Raw genomic sequence first — 24443 nt, forward strand, 5'->3', positions numbered from 1 at the left:
GGAGGACCCGTGTCCAACGAGAAGAAGCGAATCGTGCTGTGGGGCACCGGCGTTGTCGGGTCGATGGTGCTGGCGGAGATTCTGCGGCACCCGCGGTTCGAACTGGTCGGCGTGGGCGTGAGCAATCCGGAGAAGGTCGGCGTGGACGCCGGCGATCTGTGCGGTGCCGGGAAAACCGGTGTGGCGGCCACGAATTCGGTCGAGGAGTTGATCGCGCTGCGGCCGGACGCGGTGGTGCACTACGGCCCCACCGCGCAGTTCGCCGATGAGAACATCCGGGTGATCGGTGAATTCCTGCGTGCCGGAATAGATGTGTGCTCCACGGCCATGACGCCGTGGGTGTGGCCGTCGATGCAGCAGCTGCCGGACGTGTGGCGCGATCCGATCGCCGAGGCGTGCGCGGCGGGCGGCGCGTCCTGTTTCACCACCGGTATCGATCCCGGCTTCGCGAACGACCTGTTCCCGATGACGTTGATGGGCCTGTGTGGCGAGGTCACCTCGGTGCGCGCCTCGGAACTGCTCGACTACACCGATTACGAGGGCGACTACGAATTCGAGATGGGCATCGGCCATCCGCCGGAATTCTCTGCGCTGCTGGAACATCCGGACCTGCTGATCATGGCCTGGGGTGCGACGGTGCCGATGATCGCGCACGCGGCCGGTATCGAACTGGACCGCATCACCACCACGTGGGACAAGTGGGTCACCCCGACCGACCGCCGCTCCGCGAAGGGCACGGTCGCGGCGGGCACGGTCGCCGCGATCCGCTTCACCATCAACGGCGTCTACCGGGATCGTGAGGTCATCACCCTCGAGCACGTCAACCGCATCGGTCTCGACGCCGCCCCCGACTGGCCCGCGGGTACCCGCGACGACGTCTACCGCGTCGACATCCTCGGCTCGCCGTCCATCTCCCAGGAAACCTCGTTCCGCTTCACCGACGGCTCCGGCCGGACCCCTGCTGTCGCGGGCTGCCTGGCCACCGGGATGCGCGCCCTGAACGCGGTCACCGCGGTCAACGCCCTCCCGCCGGGCTGGGTCACCGCACTGGATCTGCCTCTGATCCCAGGGGTCGGCACCATCCGATGAGCGACCGGTCGTGCCGCTGATTCGAAAACAGCGCGCGACCGGCCGGAGAACGCTCCGCTCGGTCGGATGTCGAGACCCTCACCGCGGCCTCGCCGCCATGCCGGACCGTCCCGCCTCGATGGCCCGGCTGGGCTTCGGGACAATGTGTGTGCCGCACGATGAGGTCCACCGGCATGAGACAGGAGTCTGTGATGAGTACTCGGCCTGCCGATGATCAGGATCCGGTCGCAACCGCTCCGGAGACATTCGATGACCTGGTCGTTGTGCTCCGCTCGCGGATGAACACCCTGTCCGCCGCGCATCGCAAGCTCGCGCAACGGGTCTTGTCGGATTCCGAGGCGGTGGCGTTCATGACGGTTTCCGAGCTGGCCGGTGCGGTCGGCGTCAACGAGGCGACGGTGGTGCGCTTCGCGACCGGGCTGGGATTGAAGGGGTATCCGGGGCTGACCAAACTCTGCCGGGAGCGGTTGCGGGAACAGGCTCAGCTGTTGCGTCGATTCGACAACCTCGAACGGTTGGTCGCCGATGGTGCGGGGCTGCTGGAGCAGACGGCGGCGCTCGATCAGGCCAATATCGTCCGTACCTTCGCGCGCGTGGATCAGGCACAGTGGACCGCCTCGGTCGATCGGCTGGCGCACGCGCCGCGTGTGCACGTGATGGGGTTGCGCAAATGCCATGCGCCGGCGTACCTGCTGGGCTATCTGCTGCGGATGCTGCGCGAGGACGTGGTGGTCGTCGACGGCTCGGCCGGAGCGCTGACAGATGAGCTGCGCCGGGTGCGCGCCGACGATTGTTTCGTGGCGATATCGATCCATCGCTACAGCGTCGACACCGTTCGCGCCGCGCGGTGGGCTCGGGAGCGTGGCGCGCACGTCCTCGCGCTGACCGATACCGTCGGCTCGCCCTTGGCCGAATCGGCGCACGAGACGTTCTGTGTCGAGGCATCCAGCGCCGGTGTGCTGCGGTCGATGACCGCGTTCACCGCACTGGTGCAGGCGATGTCGGGCGCGGTCGCGCACCTGTTGGGACATCAGGTTCGCGCGACCCTGCTCGAAGAGGAGAATCTGCTCGGTGAGTTCGGCGTGTACGTCGCGGAATCCGGTGGTGAGTAGTCGGCCGGGCGTGCCGCGTCGCTAGTCGGCCGCTGCCGAGGGCAGCGCGGCGGTGCGCCGATGATGCACCACCCCGGCGGTGACGGCGACGCCCGTGACGATGAGGGTCAGGGCGAGTGGGCCGCGGGTGCTGGTGGTGAACGCCATACCGGCGATGATGGCGGCCAGCACGAGGCCGACCGCGTAGGACAGATACGGTGCCCCCCACATCTTCACCGGCAACGCCGCGATCTCCTCCGGCGTCCGGCCGCGCCCGGCGCGGATCTGCGTCGCGCAGATGCACAGGTAGACCACGACCGCGATCGATCCCGACGAGCTGAGCAGGAAATTGAATACCGCTCCGGTGGGCAGGAAGTAATTCGCCACCACCGCGACGAATCCGGCGCTCGACGCGGCGAGCACACCGGCCACCGGCACCCCGGTGCGGTTGGTCCGGCTCAGGACGCGCGGGCCCTCACCACGCTGGGCCAGCGAATACAACATCCGAGAGGAGGAGTACAGGCCGGAGTTCAGGCAGGAAAGTACCGCGGTGAGCACGATCAGGTTCATGATCGTGGATGCGCCGGGGATGCCGAGGCGGGTCAGGACCGCGGTGTACGGACTGGTGGTGACTTGTGTCGCGTTCCAAGGCAACAGCGTGACGACGACGAGGATCGAACCGACGTAGAAGATCAGAATGCGCCCGGCCACGCTGCGCATGCTCGCCCGGACCGCCTCTACCGGATCCTTCGCCTCGCCGGCGGCGACGGTCACCATTTCGGTGCCGAAGTACGAGAAGAACACCGTCAGCACAGCGGTGAGTATCGCGGAGTAGCCGCGCGGGAACAGCCCGCCCCGCCCCAGCAGATTCGTCGTCTTCGGTGCGGGATGACCGCCGAACAGTCCGGCGATCGCGACGATGCCGATGCCGATGAAGACCACGATCGCGGTGACCTTGATCATCGCGAACCAGAATTCGATCCGGGCGAACGAGCTCACCGCGGCCAGGTTCACCGCGGTAAGCACGCTCATGAAGATCAGCGCGTACAGCCATGTCGGTGGCCCCGGCAGGAGTTGCTCGGCGAGGGCGGCCCCGGCGATCGACTCGAAAGCCACTGTGACGCACCAGTGATATGCGTAGACCCAGCCGACCGAGAGTCCCGCCCAGCTACCCAGCTCGCGGGACGCGTAGCTGGAGAACGAGCCCGTCTCGGGGCTGGCGGTGGCCAATTCGGCGAGCATCCGCATGACCAGGATTACCACGAGGCCGGTAATCAGATAGACCAGCACGATGCCCGGGCCGGCCGAGGAGATCGCCTTTCCGCTGCCGACGAACAGCCCGGCGCCGATGACGCCGCCGATGCCGATCATGGTCAGCTGCCTGGTGCTGATGGTGGGCTTCAGATTCCCCGAGTCCGGGAGTGAGGTGGACACGATGGTCTTCTTCCGACGAGCCGTGAGGGTGTGACCCAGATAACCGATAGACAGCAATGGAACACGCTCGACGCCGTCGATGCAACTGGAATTGCAAATTTGCTCGGATTGCAAATTGAGTTGCGGTCTGCCACCATCGAACCGCGCCCCAGAGGCGTACCGATGTGGCCGAGAACCGAAAGCGGAGGGCACCACATATGCCGACCTTGCTGGAAAGCAGATCCGAATCCGTTGTGACACTGACGCTCAACCGTCCCGAGCGACTCAACGCCGTCAGCGAGGAGCTGTACCAGGAGCTGATCGAGGCGTTGGTCGCCGCCGAGAAGGCGCTGACGATCCGTTGCGTCGTGCTGACCGGCGGCGGCCGTGCGTTCTGCGCCGGCGCGGACTTGAAGGCGCATCGTTCCGGGCTCCGCCCGCCCGAGGAACTGACCCGGTACGCGCGGTTGGGCCAGCAGGCGTGCGAGCAGATTCAGATGATGCATACGCCGGTGGTGGCGGCCGTGAACGGTTACGCCCTGGGCGCGGGGGCGGAGCTGGCGGTCAGCGCGGACTTCCTGATCATGGCGCAGGACGCGCAGATGGGCTTTCCCGAGGTAGGTCTGGGAACGTATGTCGGTGGGGGAGTGACCAATCGGTTGCCTCGACTGGTCGGATTGCGGCGCGCTACGGATCTGTTGATCCTGGGCGAGCGCTTCACCGGGCGGCAGGCGCGGGAATGGGGTCTGGCGTACGCGGCGGTACCCGGTGATCAGTTGCTCTCGGCGGCACATGAACTCGCCGATGTCCTCGCGGCCAAGGCTCCGCTGTCGCTGTCCCGGATGAAGGCGGCCCTCCGCCGCGACGACTCGCTCGAGGTCGCGCTGGCCGAGGAACCGCGAGAGTTGCTGGCGCTCATGGCCACCCGTGATTGGGCCGAGGGAGTCGCGGCGTTCGCTGAACGTCGTCGCCCCGTCTTCCAGGGGCGATAGCCATGACCCTCGAGGCACACATCGCCGACTCCGCGCTGGAGGGACCGGCGGGGGTCGGCACCGCATCCGCTGTGCCGCGAACCGCGTTGGCGCGGTTGCTCGATCCGCGCTCGATCGTCGTCGTCGGCGCGTCGGCCAATCCGGCCAAACGTGGATTCCAGGCCATCCGTGCGTTGCAGCGGTCCGGGTACGCCGATCCGATCTATCCGGTCAACCCTTCGGCGGATCGGATCCTGGGCCTCGACGTGTTCGGCGCGATCGATCAAGTGCCGCACGGCGCCGACGTGGCGCTGATCGCCCTGCCCGGCAGCGCGGTCCCCGACACGTTACGAGCCTGCGCGGCGGCGGGGATCGCCGGAGCGGTCGTGCTGGCCAACGGATTCGGTGAGATCGGGGATTCCGGATCGCGGCGCGCGGCCGAGCTCGCCGACGTCATCGCGGAGACCGGAATCCGGGTGATCGGGCCCAACACCTCCGGCGTGTTGAATGCGACGACGGGTGCGAATCTCATCGGCCTACAGGATGTTCCCGCCGGGCCGGTCAGCGTGATCACCCAGAGCGGCAATATGTTGCTGTCGTTGATCAACGATGATCGCGCCCGGTCCGGCCCCGGGTTCCATATCTGTGCCGGGCTCGGTAATCAGGCCGATGTGCGATATGACGAATGCCTGGAGGAACTCGCCGAATATCCCGAAACACGGGTCGTGGCAATGCATTCCGAGGGATTCACCGACGGCCGGGCGCTGTTGACCGCTGCGGCGCGGGTGGTCCCGCGGACTCCGGTCGTGCTGCTGCGCGGCGGACGCTCGGAAGCCGGCCGCCGCACCGCGCTCTCGCACACCGGCTCGATCGCGGGCGTGGACGCCGTGGCCGATGCGGTGCTGCGGCAGGCCGGAATCGAAGTGGTCGATCGCTCCGACGAACTCGGCGTCGTCGCCGGCGCCCTCGCCACCTGCGCGGCGGTCGCCCCCGGTCGCCGAGTGGCCGTGCTCAGCGACGGCGGCGGCCACGCCGCATTGGCCTGCGACGCCCTGGCCGCGTCCGGTGTCGAACTCGCCGTACTCGACGACCGCACCAGCCGCGAGCTGCGGGCACTGCTCGGCGAGGCGGCCGCGGTGGGCGATCCGGTCGACGTCGCCGGCGCCACCGACGCCGATCCGATGGTTTTCGCCGAGGCGGTCCGGATCCTGATGCGCGATCCGGACGTCGGCCTGATCCTGATCATCGGCCTCTACGGCGGCTATCAGCTCCGATTCGATGCCCGCCTCGCCGAAGCCGAGGATCGCGCCGCGGACCGGCTGCTGGCGCTGTCCGCTGAGCACGGGGTGCCGATCGTGATCCAAAGTAGTTATGCCGGTGTCGAACTCGCCAACCACAACCGGCTGCGCGCCGGAGGGGTTCCGGTGATCGCTTCGATCGATCTCGCCGTGCGCGCGGTGGCGGCACTGGACCGGCGCGAGCGCCGCCTGACCGATTCCGGTGCACGGTCGACGCTGCGTTTGCCGCCGCCGGGGACCGTCATCGAGGGTGCGGGTCCGCTCGATGAACCGGCGGCGCGCCGGGTGCTCGCGGACGCCGGAATTCCTCTCGGCTCATGGACCCTGAGCGGCAGCGCGGCCGAGGCCGCCGCTGCGGTGCGAGCCTACGATCGGCCGTGTGCGGTGAAAGTTGTTTCGCCGCAGGTGATTCACAAGTCCGAGGTCGGCGGTGTGCGGCTCGGCGTCGTGGCCGGGACCGCAGTCGAGCAGATCGGGGAGATCGTCGCTGCTGTGACCGCGGCCGTCCCGGGGGCACGGATCGATGGATTTCTCGTGACGCCGATGGCCGATGCCGGGGTCGAACTGCTGGTCGGGGCGACGCGCGATCCCATCTTCGGGCCGGTGGTCGCCTTCGGCAGCGGTGGCCTGATGGTCGAGGCGCTGCGTGATGTCGCCTTCCGGGCAGCCCCGTTCACCGAGCACGAAGCCCACGAGATGCTCGAGGAGACCGTCGCGTCCCGAATGCTCGATGGCTATCGCAACCTCCCGGTCGTCGATCGACGGCAGCTGGCACAGCTACTGGTCCGGGTCGGCGACCTGGTCGCCGCGCATCCGGAAATCGCCGAACTCGACCTCAATCCGGTGATCGCCTCGGCGTCCGCGGTGGTGCCGGTCGATGTCCGCATGGTCTTGTCGGACGATTTCGCCCCGCCGGACGGGGCGGTCGCCGAGCCTGTGTGGAGGCCGCGATGAGTGAACCAGTGCTCGTAGAGCGCAGCGGAGACGTGGTGGTGTGGACGCTCAATGATCCGCAGGCCCGCAACCCCGTCTCCGATGTGGACACCGTCACAGCGCTGGAATCAGCTGTGGCGGAGGCGAACAGCGACCATGGCGTTCGGGTTGCGATTCTGACCGGAGCGGGTCCGGCATTCTCCTCCGGCGGCAATGTGAAGCACATGCGTGATCGGGCCGGAATGTTCGCCGGGACACCGGCGGAGCTGCGTCAGGGCTATCGGCATGGCATACAGCGCATCCCGAAAGCTCTGTACCACTGCGAGATTCCTACCATCGCCGCGGTGAACGGTCCCGCCGTCGGCGCCGGATGCGATCTGGCGCTGATGTGTGATCTGCGGATCGCCTCCGCGACAGCGATTTTCGCTGAGAGCTTCGTCAGGGTCGGCCTCATCCCCGGCGACGGCGGTTCGTGGCTGCTGCCGCGGGCCGTCGGGATGGCCCGCGCGTGCGAGATGGCCTTCACCGGTGAGGCGATCGAGGCCACCACGGCGCTGGCCTGGGGCCTGGTCTCGCAGGTCGTGGAGCCCCAGGACCTGCTCGCCGCCGCGCACCGCCTCGCCGACCGAGTTGCCGCCAATCCGCCCCATGTACTGCGGATGACCAAGCGTCTGTTGCGGGAGAGCACGCAGCAGAGCATGGACAGCCATCTGGAACTCGCCGCGGTCATGCAGTCCGTCGCGCACCACACAGCCGACCACCATGAGGCCGTCGCCGCGATGTTGGATCGCCGACCGCCTCGATTCACGGGGCACTGACGTCTCGGGGCGCATCCGCTCTCGGTCCATGATCGACTGTGGATCGTGCACCGACAGCCCGCGGAGTCGATACGGCCCACGGGGCGAGCATTCACCGAAAACGTCACGAAAATCCCTATGGCGGTGCCCCGTTCATGAACGCATCGACGTTGCGGCGTCAGGGTACGGCCACTCGCGTCGGGCCCGCCGTGGTCGGTCCTGCGGTCAGCCGAGACCTGCGGTGAGTTTGTACATGCAGCCGGTGACGAGGTCGGCCGGTGAGCCGGGACCGGTGGCGGGTGCGTCGCCGGTGGCCCATTGTTCGAGGGCCACCCGGATGGCTCCGGCGGCCGCGACGGCGGTGAGACGCAGCCGGAGGGTGTCGGTTTCGGGGGACAGGCCGGTCAGGACCGTGAGCAGGGACTGCTCCCCGGTGAGGTTGACGCGGTGCCACACCGCACGCAGGGCCGGATCCTGTTCCATGGCGCGCAGCAGGCCGCGCATGACCTCCATTTCCGTGCCGTCGTCGCGCGGGGTCAGGGCTCGGGCGGCGGCAGCGGCGAACTCCGCGGGGGTGGGCAGGCGCGCGGGTCCGCCGGCGAGGGAGTCCAGCCAGCGGGACGCGCCGGTCGACAGCAGCGGTTCCACGGCATCCTCTTTGGTGCGGCAATACCGGTAGAACGTGCGCAGGCCGACGCCGGATTCGGTGGCGATCTGCTCGGCGGTGACCGTCGCGGTGCCTTCCGCGGCGAACAGTCGTGCGGCCGTGCGGGCGATCTCGAAACGGGTCTGTGTCTTGCGTCGCTCGGACAGGCTCGGTCGCGATGCCGGGGCCGGTCGTGCTGCGGGCATCCTCGGCACCTCCTTCCGGTCCTATAATACCGGAGATTGCCATACTGGCATGACGTGCCACTCGGGCGTACTGTGTCATCAAGAATCTCACATCGGGTAAGGAGTCCCCATGGAACGTTTCGCCGACCGTCGAGTCCTGATCACCGGCGCCGGATCCGGGATCGGCCGCGCCACCGTGCTTCGCATCCTGTCCGAGGGCGGCACCGTCGTCGGCGCGGACGTCAACGAGGCCGGGCTCGCCGAGACCGCCGCACTGGCGGCCGAACGAGGCGCCGCCGACCGATTCGGCACGGTGCGGATCGATATCTCCGACGAGTCCTCGGTGCAGGCCGGGGTCGCCACCGCGCTGGAGCGGCTCGGCGGGCTGGACGCGCTGGTCAACGCCGCCGGAATCCTTCGCTCGGCACACACGCACGAGCTGTCGCTGGCCGATTGGAATCGGATCATCGCCACCAACCTCACCGGCACCTTCCTGATGACTCGCGAGGCGCTGGCCCCGTTGCTCGAGACCGGGCGCGGGGTCATCGTGAACTTCGCCTCGACCTCGACCTTCTTCGCGCACCCGTACATGGCCGCGTACGCCGCGTCCAAGGGCGGCATCATGTCGATGACGCACGCGCTGGCCGCGGAGTACGCCAAGCAGGGATTGCGCGTGGTCGCGGTGGCCCCGGGCTCGATCTCCAGCGATATGACCGACGGCCGCGGTCCGGGCCTGCCGGAGGACGCGGATCTTCAGCTGTTCATGAAGCTGATGCCGATGCTGGGCAAGGGATTCGCCTCGCCGGACACGGTCGCGGGCGTGGTGGCCATGCTGGCCTCGGACGACGGCGCGTTCATCACCGGAACCGAGGTACGCATCGACGGCGGCACCCACGCCTGACCTCGCCGGAGGAAGTTCGTCCACGGCAATTCGCGACAAAAAACTGAAACGTATTCTACCCTGGTCGCGGATCGACAATCTGGAGGTTTCTGTGACGGATCTGGCCGCTATCGAGGACATTCGCTCGCTCAAATATCGCTATCTGCGCGCACTGGACCTCAAGAACTGGGACGAGTTCGCCGGAACTTTCGCCGAGGACGCCACCGGGGCCTACGGATCGCCGTCCGGCGGCGGGCCGCTGAAGTTCGACAGCAGGGACGCCATCGTCGGCTATATGCGCTCCGCACTGGAGAACGACATCATCACCGTGCACGTGTGCAATCACCCGGTGATCGAGGTGGATGGCGAAACAGCCAGTGGCACATGGTGCCTGGAGGACACCGTGATCGTCCCCCAGTACGGCGTGATGATCCGTGGCGCGGCCTATTACCACGACCGCTACCGGCGCATCGACGGTCGCTGGTATATCGCGCACACCGGATACGACCGCATCTACGAAGCATCGATGCCGTTGCAGGACTTGGGTTTCCGGCTCACCGCCAACCGCTGGGCGGACCGTTCCCCGGATCGGGGCTGATCCGCGATCGGTTCGCGGTCCGGAACAGGCGTGCCGGTGCTCTGCTCACGGCCGGGCCAGGGAGTGATCCCGGCGGATCGCGGAGGGGGTCGTGTCCCACCAGCGTTGGCAGCTGCGGGTGAAGGTGGACTGTTCGGACAGGCCGAGCAGTGAGGCGATCTGACTCATCGGCAGGTCGGTGGTGGTGAGGTAGCGGCGGGCCTCGATCCGGCGCACCTCGTCGAGGATGGCGGCGAATCCGGTGCGTTCGGCGGCCAGGCGACGTTGCAGGGTGCGCGGGTGCAGCGTCATCAGCCGGGCCACGGCCGCGATATCGGGCGTGCTGGTGGGAAGGAGTTGTTCGACCGCGGCGCGGACCTGCGGGACGATCGATCCGCCCGCGTCGGCGGCCTGTTCGGCGAGGAAGGCGATGGCCAGCCGGTTCAGATGTTCGTCGCCGCCGGGTACCGCCCGGGTGGCCAGGCTGCCGGGGACCCGCAGCATCGCGACCGGACGGTCGAATCGCACTGGCGCACCGAAGAATTCCTCATAGGTCTCGCGCGGTGCGGGCGGGTGATACGGCAGTTCGACCGAGCGCAGACCGTAGGGGCCGTCGACCAGCCGCAACAGCGTTCGGTGCAGGAAGGCCAGTCCGAGATCGGTGCCCTGCACCAGCGGCGGCAGCCCGGCCCGCACGCCGTAGTTCAGTGCCGTGACCGAGCGGTCGCCGTAGGGGTCGGGCTCGAGGGTCAGGCTCAGCGATCTGGCGTGCACGAACAGATAACGCGAGGTGCACTCCAGTGCGTCGGCCAGGGTGGGTGAGTTGCGAATGGCCAGCGCGAGCGGGCCGAGCATGCTCAGATCCTGCCGCGCGCCGATCCGCAGGCCCAGGTCGGGGCGATGCAGGCGATCGGCGGCGATCTCCAGCGTGAGGGCCATGGCCTCGTCGGAGACCAGCAGATCGTCCGCGTCCAGGGCGGCGATCGGCAGTCCGGCCGCGGCGGCGAACTCTTCGGCGTTCCCGCCCAGCTCGGCTACCGTGGCACGGAAACCGCGCAGTCCGGCCGACCTGATCACCGACATGTCGTCCAGAATCAAATACTTGTCGCGCAGAGTCAAGAAGGAGTGCGTGTGCCCCAGCACACTGGAGATATGGAACATCTCGATGTCGTCATCGTCGGCGCCGGCCTGTCCGGAATCGGTGCCGCCTACCGGTTGCAGACCGAGCTACCGGACAAGAGCTACGCCGTGCTCGAGGCCCGCGAAGCGCTCGGCGGAACCTGGGATCTGTTCCGTTATCCGGGCGTGCGGTCGGACTCGGACATGTTCACCCTCGGCTATCCGTTCAAGCCGTGGCGTGATGCGAAGTCCATCGCCGACGGGCCCTCGATCCTGCGGTACGTCCGGGAGACCGCCGAGGAATTCGGGATCGACAAGCGAATTCGCTACGGCACCAAGGTGATCGGTGCACAGTGGTCGACGGACGAGTCGCGCTGGACGCTCACCGTCACCCAGGGCGGCGAAACCCGCACGCTCACTTGCGGATTCCTCTACAGCTGCGCCGGATACTACGACTACGACAAGGGACACACTCCGGAATTTCCCGGGGTGGAGAGTTTTTCGGGCACGATGGTGTACCCGCAGTTCTGGCCGGAGGATCTGGACTACGCCGGAAAGCGCGTGGTCGTGATCGGCAGCGGCGCGACGGCCGTCACCCTGGTTCCGGCGATGGCCGAGCATGCCGAGCAGGTCACCATGCTGCAGCGTTCGCCCACGTGGATCTCCGCGGTTCCGGGCCGGGACAAGTACGCCGACAAGATCCGTGAACTGCTGCCGCCGCAGCTGGCGCATCGCGTGATCCGCACCAAGAACATCCTGTTCAATGTGGGTTTCTATCAGTACTGCCGACGTCGCCCAGAGGCGGCGCGCAAATTGCTGACCGGCCTGACCACGCGCATTCTCAAGGACGAGACGCTGGTGGCCGAACATTTCACCCCCAATTACAACCCGTGGGATCAGCGCCTGTGCGCGGTGCCGGACGCCGATTTCTTCAAGTCGATGCGCAAGGGCAAGGCCGAGGTGGTCACCGACCACATCGACACCTTCGTGCCCGAGGGGATCCGGCTGAAGTCCGGCCGGGTGCTCGAGGCCGACGTCGTGGTCTCGGCCACCGGATTGAAACTGCTTGCGTTCGGCGGTATTTCGCTGGTCGTGGACGGCACGCCGATCAACCTGTCCGAGCAGTTCGTCTGGCAGGGCGCGATGCTCACCGGCGTGCCGAACTTCGCGGTGTGCATCGGCTACACGAATGCCTCGTGGACGCTGCGTGCCGACCTGACCTCGCGTCTGGTCTGTAAAGTGCTCGCGCACATGGATCGTCGCGGCTATCCGGCCGTCGTCCCGCAGCCGCACGGACACCTGGACGAGCATCCTCTCCTGGACCTGGCCGCCGGTTACATCCAACGTTCCATCGGCGATTTCCCCCGTCAGGGCAGCCGCCACCCGTGGAAGGTGCGGCAGAACTACCTGCTGGATTCGGCCACCACGATGCGCACCAACCTGGACAAGACGCTCGAGCCGGTGCGTCCCGCACCGGTGCTGCAGCGGGCCTGAGCCCGGGTCGCGCGCCGAGCGGGAACGTCCGGCGCGCAGTGGCATTCAGGCCAGCAGTAGGCCGCCGTCGACGGTCAGGATCGTTCCCGTGACGAAGCTGTTCTGCATCAGATGAAGATGGGCCGCGGCGATCTGTTCCGGTTCGCCGATCGTGCCGGTGAGCGTGCGCTGCGCGAGGGTGGCGAACAGTTCCGTGCGCTGCGGTTCGGGGATGCCGTCCCACATCGGCGTGCGGACCGTACCCGACCGGATCGCGTTGACCCGGATCGGCGCGAGTTCGACGGCCAGTCCGCGGACCAGGCCTTCGACCGCGGTCGCACTGGCGGCCGCGAGTGCCCTGCCCGGCGCCGGGCGGACACCGATCGTCCCGGAGGTCAGCGCGATCGAGCCGCCGGGCCGGATCCGGGGCGCCGCGTACTTCACCGCGGTGATCGCGCCCCAGAGGCGGACGTCGAACAGTGCGCGCGCCGCGGCGAGCGGGGTGTCCTGCAATCTGCCGGGAGGCGCCGCGTCACCGGCGGTGAAGACCAGGTGGTCCAGCTCGCCGACGTGTTCGAACAGCGCGATGACGTCGTCCTCGCTGTGCAGGTCCGTCACGACTCCGTCGCAGCCGTCCGGTAGTCCGGCCAGTGCTGTGTTCAATCGCTCCTTACTGCTGGACGCGATCGTGACCGCCGCACCGGCCGCCGCCGCGGCATGGGCGGTGGCCAGTCCCATCCCCGAGCTGCCCCCGATGACGACGATCTGCTGCTCGGTGAGAGTTGATTCGGACATTGTTTCTCCTGCTTTCCGGCGATGATGTCGCACGGGCGAAGTGATGACTCAGAGTGTCATCGTAACAGTGATGACACTCTGAGTCATCAGGTTAGGATGGTCGTCATGCCGCGATGGGATCCACGAGCCGAGGAACGGCTGCGTGCGGCCGCGCTGGAGTTGTATGCCGAGCACGGATACGAGAACGTCACCGTCGCGCAGATCACCGAGCGGGCCGGGCTGACCCGACGCACCTTCTTTCGCTACTTCGCCGATAAGCGCGATGTGCTGTTCGCGGGATCCGACCGGCTGGCCCCGGCCCTGGCCGAGGCGGTCCAGGGTGCGGACGCCGCGCTCGCACCCTTCGATGCCGTGCTGGCCGGTCTCGTGACGGTCGGCGATCTGCTGGCCGAGCGCGTCTCCTCGACTGCCGCGCAACGTCGAGCGATCGTCAAGAACAGCCCCGAACTGCGGGAACGTGAGCGGACCAAATTCGCCGCCGTGGCCGATCTGCTGGCCGACGCACTCGAACGACGTGGTGCGTCGAGTTCGGAGGCGAGTTTGCTGGCCCAGGTCGGGATCGCCATCTTCGTCGAGGCATTCGCGCGCTGGGCCGATGACACCGAGGCCACCGGATTGGCGGAACTCGTGCGCGAGGTGTCGGCCGAACTCGCGGCCCATCTGGGGTGTGGGTTCTAATACCACTACGCCGCAGTGCAAGTCGAGACGATGAGAGGCCGCCGCCGAATGTTCGAGTTCAATGATGCGACCAGCTCGTTCCGGTTGTCCGGGGAACCGTACCTGGGATTTCTCGGCGCATTGCACACCCATCTGACGCCGCGCAGTTATCTGGAGGTCGGGACGGAGACCGGTGCGTCGCTGGCGGTCGCGCAGTGTGATTCGATCGCGGTGGACCCGCAGTTCGCGCTGAACACCAGCCCTACCGGAAATCGCAAGCGCACGTTCTTCTTTCAGATGCCCTCCGACGACTTCTTCGCCTCCGAGGATGTGCCCGGATTGTTGGGACGGCCGGTGGATTTCGCCTTCCTCGACGGTATGCACCGATTCGAATTCCTGCTGCGCGACCTGATCAACGCGGAGGCGGTCGGTCATCCCCGGTCGCTGATCCTGCTGCACGACTGTCTGCCGTTGAATCCGCGAATGACGTTGCGGCAGTACGTTCCCGGTGATCGCAGCGAGGGGCACAGCGCGCTGTTCTGGGCCGGTGACGTGTGGAAGGTGCTGCCGATCCTGCGGAAGTATCGCCCGGACTTGCGGATTCACGTGCTGGACTGCCCGCCGACCGGACTGGTCGCGATCACTCGCACCGATCCGGCCTCGCGCGTCCTGGCCGAGCATTACTACGAGATCGTCGACGAGTACGCCGAATCCGTGCTGGACGAGAAGCAGTTGCAGTCGTACTGGGCGGATCTGGAGTTGACCGCGTCACGGCCGTTGTGCGCGGAACCCGATCGCTTGACCTCGCTGTTCAGCCTCTACTGAACTCGGGCCGAACCTGCGAGCCGCCGAGTCGGCGTGCGCTCATGCCGGCTGGCCGGGGCGGGGGATGTCGGAGGGGAGGGGATGGTCCGGGTCGAGGGCGGGGAGTCCGTCGATACTGTGCGAATTGTCGCCGGCGATGCGGCGGGCGAACTTCTCGTCCGGCTGCCGGGCGTGGTGCGCGTCCAGGACCGGGCGCTCGCCGACGAGTTCGTAGTAGGGCACCGAATATCCGCACGCATCGGCGATGCGCTCGACCCGGATCACCACGACCGCGCGCACGCCGGGATGATCGGTGCCGAAATGCGTTCGCAAATCCAGGAATTCGGGATCGTCGGGCCGAACGACCCGGCCCGTGCCGAACAGTCGCAGAATCCTGGAGTTGCGGGTGAACGAGCAGAACATCAGGGTGATCCGGCCGTTCTCCCGGATGTGGGCGATGGTCTCCGAGCCGCTGCCGAACAGATCCAGATACGCGACCGTGTGATCGTCCAGAATCGCGAACGTGTCCTGATACCCCTTGGGCGACAGATTGACTCGCCCGCCTTCCGACGGCGCGCTGGCCACGAAGAACATCGCCTGCGCCCGAATGAACTGCCGCAGTTGGTCATCCAGCCGAGAGAACTCCTTGGCCATCGGCACACCTTCCCCTCGAACCTGCGGCCAGTGTAACGACCGGCCTCACATCAGGCCCAGATCGATCTCAACGGGAAACGGTGCGGACGCCTTGATCACCCCGGTGAACATTTCCCCTGATCGGTATGTCCCCGTGGCCGGGTCCAGCACGTAGGTGTAGACGATCGGAACACCGGTCGCGGCCTGTTCGATTCGCCAGTAGAACCCGATGCCCGCTCGGGCATACTGTTCGACCTTCACGATCCGGTCGGTAGTTTCCGAACCCGGGGATACGACTTCGGCGACGAGCAGCACATGTTCGGGACGGGTGGGGGTGATATCGATCGTGTCCGCTCGATACACCACGACATCCGGTCGGCGATTGTGCAGCGGCACGTCCTGGAGTCGGACATCGAAGTCCGTATCGGCGTTCCAGTCCGGTCCAGCGGCGCTGTCCAGCGCATTCGCCAGAATCCTGGCCAGGCGATTGTGCCGTTTGGAAGCGCTGGGGCTCACGACGACCATCCCGTCCACGATCTCGATCCCCGCACTCTGCTCCTCGGACCAGGATTCGTATTGCTCCACCGTGATCTGCTCGTGCATCCACGCGGGTGTTATCGACTGCACAGCCATTAGCGCTCCTCCCGGCCATCCGTCGGGCGGGCCCGATCCCGCTGCACGCAGTGTACTTCCCGGATCGCGGTCGAAGACGCGCCGCGCGAGGATGGCCGAGGTCTCCGGCACGTTGCGGCTCAGGCTGATTGCTGGATGCGGATGATGTTGTCCGGGGGATTGCGGAAGGTGCGGTCACGGATGCCGTCGAGGTGGTCGGTGAGTTCCCGGAGAGGGAGACTCGGCGGAATTCGATTCCGGAAGGAATGGATTCTCGCCGGACCGCGATTGTCGAGTCGTTCCCGGCGGTATCGTGTATTCCGATACGGACTCGTTCGTGAGGATATTCACTGCGGTGTGCCGTTCCGGCAGAAGGAATCTGGCGTGATACCGCTCGCGGGCGGCGTTGTCGCAGGTCGTGGCCGTTCGGGCGGGGTCGGAAGTTAGGGTTGTAAAACCTTGGTGTGCAATGGGTTACCTCATTTCGGCTAGCCTTCCATTGCTGGAACGAAGTGCGGGAAATGGTTACCGTTATTTCGTGCTGAGAGATGAGGCAGTGCTGGACGAGCGGGTTGTGGTTGCGCCGGTGGCGCATCCGGAACCACACGGTATCGGGTTGGCCGCGCGGTTGAATTGGCTTCGGGCGGGAGTTCTGGGAGCCAATGACGGAATTGTTTCCGTGGCGGGGATCGTCGTGGGTGTGGCGGCGGCCACCGCCACCCGGTCGACAATTCTGACCGCGGGGATCGCGGGACTGGCGGCGGGGGCGGTATCGATGGCGCTCGGGGAATACGTGTCGGTGAGCACCCAGCGCGACAGTGAGCGAGCGATTCTCGAGGTGGAGCGGCGCGAACTCGTCGAACAGCCGGAGGCGGAACTGGCCGAACTCGCCGCGATCTACGAGGGCAAGGGCCTCTCGCCGGCGACGGCGTGGAAGGTGGCCGAGGAACTCACCGAGAACGACGCCTTCACCGCGCACGCCGAAGCCGAACTGGGGATCGACCCGACGGATCTGACCGATCCCCGGCATGCCGCGTTCTCCTCGGCACTGTCATTCACTCTCGGCGCACTGCTGCCGCTACTGGCGATCCTCACCCCGACGGCGATTCGCGTTCCGGTGACGGTGGTCGCCGTACTGGCGGCGCTCGCGCTCACCGGGGCGCTGGGTGCGCGGCTCGGGCAGGCTCCCGTGCTGCGAGCCACGGTGCGGGTACTGCTCGGCGGCGCGCTGGCGATGGCGAGTACCTACCTGATCGGCCATCTGGTCGGCCTCGCCATCTGACCGGCGGGCCGGCGATCACACCTGTGCGGGGATCCGGTCCCGCTTGCGCGCCTCGCGCGCGAGCGACCGGTCTCGCTGCTCCTCGAACCGCAGACAATCGGCCTGCAACTTCTGCAGGAATTCCCCGAGCTCATTGCGCATCCGATCCCCGCGCGGCCCGAAATCGTTGCGCTCGAACACATTCCACTTGCGCAGCACCGGCATCACCACCTCTTCGAGGTGCTGGCGCAGATCGTAGATGCCGTGCTTGGCCATCAGCACCCCGTTGCGCCGCCAGTCCGGCATGCCCGCGCCGGGCATCTGGAAGTTGCACACGATCTCGGTGATCGCCTCGAGCGCCTGATCCGGCGAAAGGTCCAGTGCCGCACCGCACATGTTGCGGTAGAAGATCATGTGCAGATTCTCGTCCGCGGCGATGCGCTGCAGCATGCGATCGGCGATCGGGTCGTCGCACGCCTTGCCGGTGTTCCGGTGTGAGACGCGGGTGGCCAGCTCCTGGAAGGTCACATAGGCGACCGAATGCAGGAACCCCCTGTCGCTGACCTGCTCGACGGTTCCGCCGCCCTCCCGGATCATCTTCACCGGGTTGTACCCCTGGGTCATATGCGCCATCCGAGCCTGTTCCAGCGCAACGGGATCCACCGCCCGGGTGACCACGAGATAGTCCCGGATGACGATGCCGTGCCGGTTCTCCTCCGCGGTCCAGCGGCCGACCCAGGTGCCCCAGGCCCCGTCCTTGGAGAAGTTCTCCGAGATCTCGCGGTGGTAGGAGGGCAGGTTGTCCTCGGTGAGCAGATTGGTGATCATCGCCGCCTTGGCGACCTCACTCAGTGTCGACTGCGCCGGGTCCCAGTCCTGCCCGTCCATGGCGGCGAAGTTGCGCCCGGCGTCCCACGGCACGTAGTCGTGCGGGTGCCACGCCTTGGCCATGGATAGATGCCGGTCGACGTTCTGTTCGGCGACGGGTTCCAACTCCATGAGCAGTTCGAGCTGTGTGAGGTTCCTGGCCACGATGAAGCCCTTCCTCCAAGTCGGATCGGCGAGTGCGACGGTGCGCGAAGAAACCGGTAGAGTGCAATAGCGATCGGATAGCTGCGTGTCACATGGCAACCCCGATCGGTTCCGCCCCCGATAATGTAGTCCGACCCAGCCGGGCACTCGAGGGCAGGAGGGTGCGTCGCGTTAAAGAGGACAAAACTCCTGCTGAAGTTGCACTCGATCCCCGGTGCCCTGCCGAACCGGCTGTCGTTCCTGCCGTTGTCGGTGCTCCAGCGTTTCTCACCAGGTGTATTCGCCAAAGGATTGCCGTTGAAAGCGAGTCGAGCATGACGAGTGTGAGCAGTAAGGGTTTTCCCAGTGTGGTCGTCACCAGCATGGCGGCGACCACGTCGATCGCCGGTGACGTGGACTCCACCTGGAAGGGACTGCTCAACGGCGAGAGCGGGATCGATGTCCTGGACGACGCGTTCATCGAGCAGTTCGAGCTTCCGGTGCGCATCGGCGGCCATCTGAAGGCCAAGCCGGAGGATTCGCTCCGCTGCGAGGAGGCCCGGCGGCTGTCCTACGTGGAGCAGATGGCGCTGGTGCTGGGGCGTGAGGTCTGGCGCAACGCGGGCAGTCCCGAGGTGGACCCGCAGCGGCTCGGGGTGTCGATGGGCACCGGAATCGGCGGCGCGGAGATCTACATCGATGTGACCAACCGGATGCAGCGCGGCGGCTATCGCAAGGTCTCGCCGCTGGCCGTGCAGCAGATCATGCCGAACGGCGCGGGTGCGGTCGTGGGACTGGAGGTGGGCGCGAAAGCCGGTGTGTCGACGGTGGTTTCGGCCTGTTCGTCCGGTTCGGAGGCGATCGCCAACGCCTGGAAGACGATCGTGATGGGCGATGCGGACGTGGTCGTCACCGGCGGGGTGGAAGGTTCCATCCAGGCCGTCCCGATCGCCGCGTTCACCATGATGCGCGCCATGAGCACCCGCAACGACGAGCCCAAACGCGCCTCCCGCCCGTTCGACAAGGATCGCGACGGATTCGTCTTCGGCGAGGCCGGGGCGATGATGGTGCTCGAGACCGAGGAGCACGCCCGCGCTCGCGGCGCGAAGATCCACGCGCGCCTGATGGGTGCGGGAGTCACCTCCGACGGTTTCCACCTGGTCGCCCCGGATCTCGAGGGCAAGGGCGCCGCGCGGGCGATCAAGCGGGCCATCGAGACGGCCGGTTTGTCGAAAGACGATGTGACACATGTGAATGCGCACGCCACCGCGACCTCGGTCGGCGACACCGCCGAGGCGCTGGCGATCAACTCCGCGATCGGTAATCACGCCTCGGTCTACGCGCCCAAATCCGCGCTGGGACATTCGATCGGCGCGGTCGGAGCGCTGGAATCGGTGCTGACGGTGCTCAGCATCCGCGACGGCGTCGTGCCGCCGACGCTCAATCTCGACAACAAGGATCCGGAGATCGACCTGGACGTCGTGACCGGACAGGCCCGCAGCACCCGGATCGATTACGCGGTGAAGAACTCCTTCGGTTTCGGCGGCCACAACGTGTCGCTGGCATTCGGCCGGTACTGAGCCGGAACCGTCGAAGCTCCTGCTACTGTTCGGGCTTCGCGGTGTCGATCTGTGTTCGATTGTCATCGCACGTCCGCTGGGCGTGCGTGAAAAAGGATAGGGAATGATCGGCGAGACCTTTGATGACTATCTCGATGAGCAGGGCAATATCTCGATCCGCAGCGATGCGACAATGATCGATTTCGTCGACAAGCACAGTGCGGCAAGCGCCGACGATCTTGCCTACCGCTACATCGACTATTCGCGCGAGCGTGACGGCGAGTACCTGGAGCTGACCTGGGGCCAGTTCGGCGTCCGGCTGCGCGCGGTCGCGGCCCGACTGCAGCAGGTGACCGCCCCCGGCGATCGGGTCGCGATTCTCGCACCCCAGGGACTGGATTATGTGGTGGCCATGTTCGCGGCGGTATACGCGGGCAATATCGGTGTGCCATTGTTCGATCCGGAAGAATTGGGACATACCGGTCGCGTGCATTCGGTGCTGAGCGACTGCAGACCCTCGGCGATTCTGACCGCGAGTTCGGCCGCGGCGCGGGTGCGCGAGATATTCCGCGAACTCCCGGCCGCGCAACGTCCCCGCATCATCGCGGTCGACGCGATCCCGGACAGCGTCGGCGAGAGCTGGATCCGCCCGGACGTCAAGATCGACGACGTGGCCTATCTGCAGTACACCTCGGGCTCCACGCGCGCGCCCGCCGGTGTCGAGATCACCCATCGCGCAGTGGGCACCAACCTGCTGCAGATGATCGACGCTCTCGGCATCGACGAGACCGCGCGCGGGGTCACCTGGCTGCCGATGTTCCACGACATGGGGTTGTTGTGCGTGATCCTGCCGGTGGTCGGCGGCGGATTCATCACCATCATGTCGCCGAGCGCCTTCGTGCGCCGCCCGTACCGGTGGATCAAGGAACTGGCCGCGGCCTCGGACGGCGCGTCGACCTACGCCGCCGCACCGAATTTCGCGTACGAGCACGCGGCGGTGCGCGGCCTGCCCAAGCCGGGCGAGGAGCTGGATCTGTCCAACGTGATCGGCCTGATCAACGGCAGTGAGCCGGTGTCGGTGACCTCGATGACGAAGTTCAACGACGCGTTCACCCCGTACGGGCTGTCCAAGACTGCGATGAAGCCGTGTTACGGCATGGCGGAGGCGACGTTGTTCGTCTCGGCGACCAAACGCGCGGACGAGGCGATGGTCGTCCACGTCGACCGGACCGAACTCAACGCCGGGCGGATGATCGAGGTGGATCCGACCTCGGACAGCGCGGTGGCGCAGGTGTCGTGCGGCTTTGTCGCGCTGTCGCAGTGGGCGACGATCGTGGATCCCGAGACCGGGGCCGAACGCCCCGACGGCCACGTCGGCGAGATCTGGCTGCACGGGGACAACATGGGCATCGGCTACTGGGGCCGGGAGCAGGAGAGCGCGGCGACCTTCCGCAACCGGCTCACCGCGCGGCAGCCGAACAGTCACGCGGAAGGTACTGTGCCGGAAGCGGATTGGATGCGCACCGGCGATTTCGGCGCGTACTACGACGGCGAGTTGTACATCACCGGCCGGGTCAAAGATCTGGTGATCGTGGACGGGCGCAACCACTATCCGCAGGATCTCGAGCAGACCGCCCAGGAGGCGTCGGACGCGCTACGGCCCGGATTCGTGGCGGCGTTCTCGGTGCGGGCGCAGGAGTTGCCCGCCGCGATGCGTGCGGACGGGGTGTCCGCGGGGTCGGAACACCTGGTCGTCGTCGCCGAGCGCGGCACCGGCGCGGCGAAACTGGCGCCCGAGCCGATCGCCGAGGTGGTCCGGGCGGCGATCGCGGCCAAACACGGTGTGGCGGTGTGGGATCTGCTGCTGGTCCCGGCCGGGTCCATCGCCCGCACGTCCAGCGGGAAGATCGCGCGACGGGCGTGCAAGGCGGCCTATCTGGAGGGGACGCTGCGCGGCGGACGTCGTCAGCAGGAGTTCCCGGACGTCGAACCGGAGTAGCGGCCGCCTCGCGTGCGCCGCATGTCCCTGGTACGCCGCAGTCTCAGGCGCGCCAGAGCTGATCGCCCGAGCGGGAGATGACGATGTTGGGCACCACCGCGCGGGCGGACAGCCGGGACACCGCGAGCACCATCTCGGCGATGTCCGCGGTGGGGAGCATGGCGGAGGGCTCTAGTTCACCGTGCTTCCACGCGGTCATATCGGTGTCGACGTAGCCGGGGGAGATGGCCGTCGCGCTGACGCCGCGCGCTGATTCCTCGAGCGAGACCGTTTCGCACAGCGAGATGAGCGCGGCCTTGGTGGCGCCGTAGAGGGCCAGGCCGGCCTCCCCGGCGACACCCGTGATCGAGGCGAGCGCGACGATCTTGGCCCCGCGCCGCGGGTCGGCCTCGGCCCTGGAGCGCAGCAGCGGCAGCGCCGCCTGGATGAGCGCGAGCGGGGCGCGGAAGTTGACGTCGAGCATCCGGTCGCGCGCCTTGGCGGTCAGTTCCGCCACCGTGCCCACGCTGCCGGTACCTGCGTTGAGCACGAGCAGATCCAGGCCGCCGAACCGCTCGGCGTGCGCGTCGACCAGCTCGGTGATTCGCGCTTGTTCGGCCATGTTCGCCGCGAACGGGTGGATCTGCGCGCCGGTCTCCGCGTGGATCTCCTGCGCGGTCTGCTCGAGGGTTTCGGCGGTGCGCGCGGCGATGGTCACCGCGTATCCCTCTCCGGCCAGGCGGCGGGCGACTTCGGCGCCGATGCCCCGTGAGCCGCCGGTGACCAGTGCGCTGCGAACAACCGTCATGACCCAGCCTTCTCGATGATGCGGAACGATGATCTCGGGGTTAAGTTAACACGGGTTCGCCCTCCTTCGATCTGTCGGGCCGGTCGATCACCGGTGGCCGGACGGGTACTCGCCGCGAACCGTCGCGGTTGCCGCCGCTGCCGAGAGATCGGCGGGTGATCGCGGGCCCTCGTCACCGGGACCTCGGCAGGTGATCCAGGCCCCGCTGCCGGGGCATCGGCAGGTGCTCGCAGGCCCCGGTCCGGTCCATGCCCGGCGGCGATCTGTGGCAGACTCGGCACCGCACGATGCGGCCGCTCGACGACCGTGCGTGGAAGGGTATGCGGGAGTTGGGATTGCGATGGAGCTGAGCACCATCGAGCGCCAGGTGGCGCAGGACAGGCGTGCCGCCACCCAGGAGCGCTCGGCCGAGGCCGATCTGCGCCTGGCCGCCTCGCTGTGTGATTTCGCCCGCGCCCTGATCGCGACGAAGAAGGACGGTTCGGACCGGGATCGGTCCCCGGCCTCGCTGGAACCGGCGCAGGAGGCGGTGCTGATCCGGCTGCGCTGGCTGATCCGGGGACAGGTCACCGCGGAGTTCGCCGGGCAGGTGCAGGAGGCGCTGCGGCTGTTCGAGGAGGCCGCGCGCACCATCGGTCATCGTGAGCTGGCGACCTCGACCATTCGGCAGGCCTGCGACGCCTATCACCAGGTGGCCCAGAAGTATCCGGCCGCGGCCGCGGTCTGTGCCGACGGGCTGTCCAAATGCGGTGTGTGGCTGTGCCGGTTGGATCCGTCCGCGGCGGTGGACGCCAGTGCCGAGGCGGTGCGCATTCGCGCGGGTCTGTTCGCGGCCGACCCCGACCAGTCGGGCCGTTACTATCTGGCGAGCTTGAACATGTTGCTGCGGACGCTGATGATCGGCCGCTCACGCAAGCAGGCGCTGGCGATGTACCGCGAACGGTATTCGGCCTGGACCAGCCAGCCGATGACGAGCCGGTTGCGCGCGACTCCCATCGCCGAACTCGACTTCACCAGCAAAACCGTTGCCGCACTGGGGAAGCTGGAGTGTCAGACACTCGAGCGCGCGGGTTATCTGACCCAGCAGCAGATCCTCTACCAGACCTCCGGCGATCTGTCGACGATCGAGGAGATCAACTGGAAGCTCGGCCTGGTCGGGCTCAAACCCCTTGCGGCCGGGGCGCTTCCGGACCTGCCGTCCAAGCCGGTGGAGATCGCCACCTCCTTCGGCGCGATCGCGGTGCGTTGCGCGAGTCCCGATGCGGTGGCGCAGGTTCGCGCGGCCGTGATCGCCGCCTACGCGGCCGACGGCGTGCAGCCCACCACCAGCACCTCCTTCCAGGGTGTGCATGAAACCCATTGGCACATACCGGATCCGGAGATGAATCTCACCGAGAACCTCGGTGACGACGTGGTGCTCGTGGAGCGCTGCGGCGGTAGCTGGATCTCGGTGGCCAGTCTCTACTGGGAGCTCACTCCCAGCGGTAGAAACCCGCTGGCCCTGCGGCTTTCGCAGAAGTGGCCGGTGATCACGGTGAACACCACCGAGCACATGTCCTACGAATTGTGCTGGTACGCGGAGGGTGTCGCCGCGCAGTACGCCGCGCTGGGACGTCCGGCCGGACAGCCCGCACTGGACAAACCCCTGGCTCCCTTGAACTTCGCGGTCCTGGCCGACTACGGCGCGGACTACGCCTCGGAGACCCAGGTCCGTGCGGCGTTCGGCAACACCGCGACGTTCTCCAAGCTCACCAATCTGCCGACCAGCGGCATCCGGCAGGCCGGGCAGGCGCATGCGCTGGCCGATTACGGCGACCGGGTGTTGTTCCTGCGCGGCACCGGATCGGATTGAG

General features: G+C 67.1%; 22 protein-coding genes. 14 read left to right on the forward strand and 8 right to left on the reverse strand.

Annotated features, from left to right (window positions below):
* Nucleotides 1–9: 9 nt before the first annotated feature.
* Nucleotides 10–1089, forward strand: a complete 1080-nt coding sequence (locus K7711_RS39930; protein ID WP_308015164.1) for an NAD(P)H-dependent amine dehydrogenase family protein — start codon at nt 10–12, stop codon at nt 1087–1089.
* Between the two features lie 191 nt (nt 1090–1280).
* The gene (locus tag K7711_RS39935; RefSeq protein ID WP_222976837.1) at nt 1281–2201 is read left to right on the forward strand and encodes a MurR/RpiR family transcriptional regulator; all 921 of its coding nucleotides are present in this window, start codon (nt 1281–1283) and stop codon (nt 2199–2201) included.
* 21 nt (nt 2202–2222) lie between these two features.
* On the opposite strand, the gene K7711_RS39940 is transcribed toward K7711_RS39935, so the two are convergent.
* Entirely contained in the window at nt 2223–3614 is a 1392-nt protein-coding gene (locus tag K7711_RS39940) for an amino acid permease (RefSeq protein ID WP_308015165.1), read from the reverse strand.
* Between the two features lie 197 nt (nt 3615–3811).
* Here K7711_RS39940 and K7711_RS39945 point away from each other — a divergent pair, with 197 nt between their 5' ends.
* The 3 genes from K7711_RS39945 to K7711_RS39955 are packed head-to-tail and all read left to right on the forward strand — an operon-like array spanning nt 3812 to nt 7613.
* Entirely contained in the window at nt 3812–4585 is a 774-nt protein-coding gene (locus tag K7711_RS39945) for an enoyl-CoA hydratase/isomerase family protein (RefSeq protein WP_222976839.1), read from the forward strand.
* Nucleotides 4586–4587: 2 nt separating this feature from the next.
* Entirely contained in the window at nt 4588–6816 is a 2229-nt protein-coding gene (locus K7711_RS39950) for an acetate--CoA ligase family protein (RefSeq protein WP_222976841.1), read from the forward strand.
* Nucleotides 6813–7613 (forward strand): crotonase/enoyl-CoA hydratase family protein, encoded by an 801-nt coding sequence (locus K7711_RS39955; protein WP_222976843.1) that lies wholly within the window; start codon nt 6813–6815, stop codon nt 7611–7613. Before K7711_RS39950 ends, K7711_RS39955 begins: the two co-directional genes overlap by 4 nt.
* Nucleotides 7614–7817: 204 nt before the next feature.
* Here the strand turns inward: K7711_RS39955 and K7711_RS39960 are convergent, their stop codons facing one another.
* Nucleotides 7818–8444 carry a TetR/AcrR family transcriptional regulator gene (locus tag K7711_RS39960; RefSeq protein WP_222976845.1) on the reverse strand — a complete coding sequence of 209 codons (627 nt, stop codon included), beginning with the start codon at nt 8442–8444 and terminating at the stop codon, nt 7818–7820.
* 109 nt (nt 8445–8553) lie between these two features.
* On the opposite strand from K7711_RS39960, the gene K7711_RS39965 reads away from it, so the two are divergent.
* Nucleotides 8554–9324: an SDR family NAD(P)-dependent oxidoreductase gene (locus tag K7711_RS39965; RefSeq protein ID WP_222976847.1), complete on the forward strand. Its 771-nt coding sequence runs from the start codon at nt 8554–8556 to the stop codon at nt 9322–9324.
* Nucleotides 9325–9415: 91 nt separating this feature from the next.
* On the forward strand, nt 9416–9901 hold the full coding sequence (locus K7711_RS39970; protein ID WP_222976849.1) for a nuclear transport factor 2 family protein: 486 nt from the start codon (nt 9416–9418) through the stop codon (nt 9899–9901).
* Nucleotides 9902–9946: 45 nt separating this feature from the next.
* Here K7711_RS39970 and K7711_RS39975 read toward each other — a convergent pair whose 3' ends face one another.
* Nucleotides 9947–11041 (reverse strand): AraC family transcriptional regulator, encoded by a 1095-nt coding sequence (locus tag K7711_RS39975; RefSeq protein WP_235748525.1) that lies wholly within the window; start codon nt 11039–11041, stop codon nt 9947–9949.
* On the opposite strand from K7711_RS39975, the gene K7711_RS39980 reads away from it, so the two are divergent.
* Complete coding sequence (locus tag K7711_RS39980; protein WP_222976867.1) at nt 11033–12493, forward strand: flavin-containing monooxygenase; 1461 nt, start codon at nt 11033–11035, stop codon at nt 12491–12493. The genes K7711_RS39975 and K7711_RS39980 overlap by 9 nt on opposite strands.
* A 45-nt stretch (nt 12494–12538) precedes the next feature.
* Here the strand turns inward: K7711_RS39980 and K7711_RS39985 are convergent, their stop codons facing one another.
* Nucleotides 12539–13267, reverse strand: a complete 729-nt coding sequence (locus K7711_RS39985; protein WP_222976869.1) for an SDR family oxidoreductase — start codon at nt 13265–13267, stop codon at nt 12539–12541.
* A gap of 105 nt (nt 13268–13372) precedes the next feature.
* On the opposite strand from K7711_RS39985, the gene K7711_RS39990 reads away from it, so the two are divergent.
* Together K7711_RS39990 and K7711_RS39995 are read left to right on the forward strand one after the other, a co-directional pair.
* On the forward strand, nt 13373–13945 hold the full coding sequence (locus K7711_RS39990) for a TetR family transcriptional regulator (protein ID WP_222976871.1): 573 nt from the start codon (nt 13373–13375) through the stop codon (nt 13943–13945).
* Between the two features lie 48 nt (nt 13946–13993).
* Nucleotides 13994–14749, forward strand: coding sequence for a class I SAM-dependent methyltransferase (locus tag K7711_RS39995; RefSeq protein ID WP_222976873.1), 756 nt, complete (start codon nt 13994–13996; stop codon nt 14747–14749).
* Nucleotides 14750–14788: 39 nt separating this feature from the next.
* Here the strand turns inward: K7711_RS39995 and K7711_RS40000 are convergent, their stop codons facing one another.
* Nucleotides 14789–15382: a pyridoxamine 5'-phosphate oxidase family protein gene (locus tag K7711_RS40000; RefSeq protein WP_222976875.1), complete on the reverse strand. Its 594-nt coding sequence runs from the start codon at nt 15380–15382 to the stop codon at nt 14789–14791.
* A gap of 45 nt (nt 15383–15427) precedes the next feature.
* Nucleotides 15428–15994, reverse strand: coding sequence for a Uma2 family endonuclease (locus tag K7711_RS40005; RefSeq protein WP_222976877.1), 567 nt, complete (start codon nt 15992–15994; stop codon nt 15428–15430).
* Nucleotides 15995–16511: 517 nt separating this feature from the next.
* Here K7711_RS40005 and K7711_RS40010 point away from each other — a divergent pair.
* On the forward strand, nt 16512–17255 hold the full coding sequence (locus K7711_RS40010; RefSeq protein WP_308015166.1) for a VIT1/CCC1 transporter family protein: 744 nt from the start codon (nt 16512–16514) through the stop codon (nt 17253–17255).
* Between the two features lie 15 nt (nt 17256–17270).
* Here the strand turns inward: K7711_RS40010 and K7711_RS40015 are convergent, their stop codons facing one another.
* Nucleotides 17271–18266, reverse strand: a complete 996-nt coding sequence (locus tag K7711_RS40015; RefSeq protein ID WP_222976881.1) for an acyl-ACP desaturase — start codon at nt 18264–18266, stop codon at nt 17271–17273.
* A 314-nt stretch (nt 18267–18580) separates the two neighbouring features.
* Between K7711_RS40015 and K7711_RS40020 the strand changes: the two genes are divergently transcribed.
* Entirely contained in the window at nt 18581–19825 is a 1245-nt protein-coding gene (locus K7711_RS40020) for a KasA/KasB family beta-ketoacyl-ACP synthase (RefSeq protein ID WP_222976883.1), read from the forward strand.
* 103 nt (nt 19826–19928) lie between these two features.
* Nucleotides 19929–21803: a long-chain-fatty-acid--AMP ligase FadD32 gene (gene fadD32 / locus K7711_RS40025; RefSeq protein WP_222976885.1), complete on the forward strand. Its 1875-nt coding sequence runs from the start codon at nt 19929–19931 to the stop codon at nt 21801–21803.
* 43 nt (nt 21804–21846) lie between these two features.
* On the opposite strand, the gene K7711_RS40030 is transcribed toward fadD32, so the two are convergent.
* Nucleotides 21847–22590 carry an SDR family oxidoreductase gene (locus K7711_RS40030; RefSeq protein ID WP_222976887.1) on the reverse strand — a complete coding sequence of 248 codons (744 nt, stop codon included), beginning with the start codon at nt 22588–22590 and terminating at the stop codon, nt 21847–21849.
* A 340-nt stretch (nt 22591–22930) separates the two neighbouring features.
* Here K7711_RS40030 and K7711_RS40035 point away from each other — a divergent pair, with 340 nt between their 5' ends.
* A complete protein-coding gene (locus tag K7711_RS40035; RefSeq protein WP_222976896.1) occupies nt 22931–24442 on the forward strand; it encodes a hypothetical protein in 1512 nt (503 codons plus the stop codon).
* Nucleotide 24443 lies beyond the last annotated feature (1 nt).

Source organism: Nocardia coffeae, assembly GCF_019890715.1.
In the GTDB taxonomy this organism is placed as follows: Bacteria; Actinomycetota; Actinomycetes; order Mycobacteriales; family Mycobacteriaceae; genus Nocardia; species Nocardia jiangxiensis.

What these genes read in the sequence shown, in the direction of transcription:
- K7711_RS39935 (WP_222976837.1), top strand. Translation starts at nt 1,281, where the DNA reads ATGAGTACTCGGCCTGCCGATGATCAGGATCCGGTCGCAACCGCTCCG.
- K7711_RS39945 (WP_222976839.1), top strand. Translation starts at nt 3,812, where the DNA reads ATGCCGACCTTGCTGGAAAGCAGATCCGAATCCGTTGTGACACTGACG.
- K7711_RS39950 (WP_222976841.1), top strand. Translation starts at nt 4,588, where the DNA reads ATGACCCTCGAGGCACACATCGCCGACTCCGCGCTGGAGGGACCGGCG.
- K7711_RS39955 (WP_222976843.1), top strand. Translation starts at nt 6,813, where the DNA reads ATGAGTGAACCAGTGCTCGTAGAGCGCAGCGGAGACGTGGTGGTGTGG.
- K7711_RS39960 (WP_222976845.1), bottom strand. Translation starts at nt 8,444, where the DNA reads ATGCCCGCAGCACGACCGGCCCCGGCATCGCGACCGAGCCTGTCCGAG.
- K7711_RS39965 (WP_222976847.1), top strand. Translation starts at nt 8,554, where the DNA reads ATGGAACGTTTCGCCGACCGTCGAGTCCTGATCACCGGCGCCGGATCC.
- K7711_RS39980 (WP_222976867.1), top strand. Translation starts at nt 11,033, where the DNA reads ATGGAACATCTCGATGTCGTCATCGTCGGCGCCGGCCTGTCCGGAATC.
- K7711_RS39975 (WP_235748525.1), bottom strand. Translation starts at nt 11,041, where the DNA reads ATGTTCCATATCTCCAGTGTGCTGGGGCACACGCACTCCTTCTTGACT.
- K7711_RS39985 (WP_222976869.1), bottom strand. Translation starts at nt 13,267, where the DNA reads ATGTCCGAATCAACTCTCACCGAGCAGCAGATCGTCGTCATCGGGGGC.
- K7711_RS39990 (WP_222976871.1), top strand. Translation starts at nt 13,373, where the DNA reads ATGCCGCGATGGGATCCACGAGCCGAGGAACGGCTGCGTGCGGCCGCG.
- K7711_RS39995 (WP_222976873.1), top strand. Translation starts at nt 13,994, where the DNA reads ATGTTCGAGTTCAATGATGCGACCAGCTCGTTCCGGTTGTCCGGGGAA.
- K7711_RS40000 (WP_222976875.1), bottom strand. Translation starts at nt 15,382, where the DNA reads ATGGCCAAGGAGTTCTCTCGGCTGGATGACCAACTGCGGCAGTTCATT.
- K7711_RS40005 (WP_222976877.1), bottom strand. Translation starts at nt 15,994, where the DNA reads ATGGCTGTGCAGTCGATAACACCCGCGTGGATGCACGAGCAGATCACG.
- K7711_RS40020 (WP_222976883.1), top strand. Translation starts at nt 18,581, where the DNA reads ATGACGAGTGTGAGCAGTAAGGGTTTTCCCAGTGTGGTCGTCACCAGC.
- fadD32 (WP_222976885.1), top strand. Translation starts at nt 19,929, where the DNA reads ATGATCGGCGAGACCTTTGATGACTATCTCGATGAGCAGGGCAATATC.
- K7711_RS40030 (WP_222976887.1), bottom strand. Translation starts at nt 22,590, where the DNA reads ATGACGGTTGTTCGCAGCGCACTGGTCACCGGCGGCTCACGGGGCATC.
- K7711_RS40035 (WP_222976896.1), top strand. Translation starts at nt 22,931, where the DNA reads ATGGAGCTGAGCACCATCGAGCGCCAGGTGGCGCAGGACAGGCGTGCC.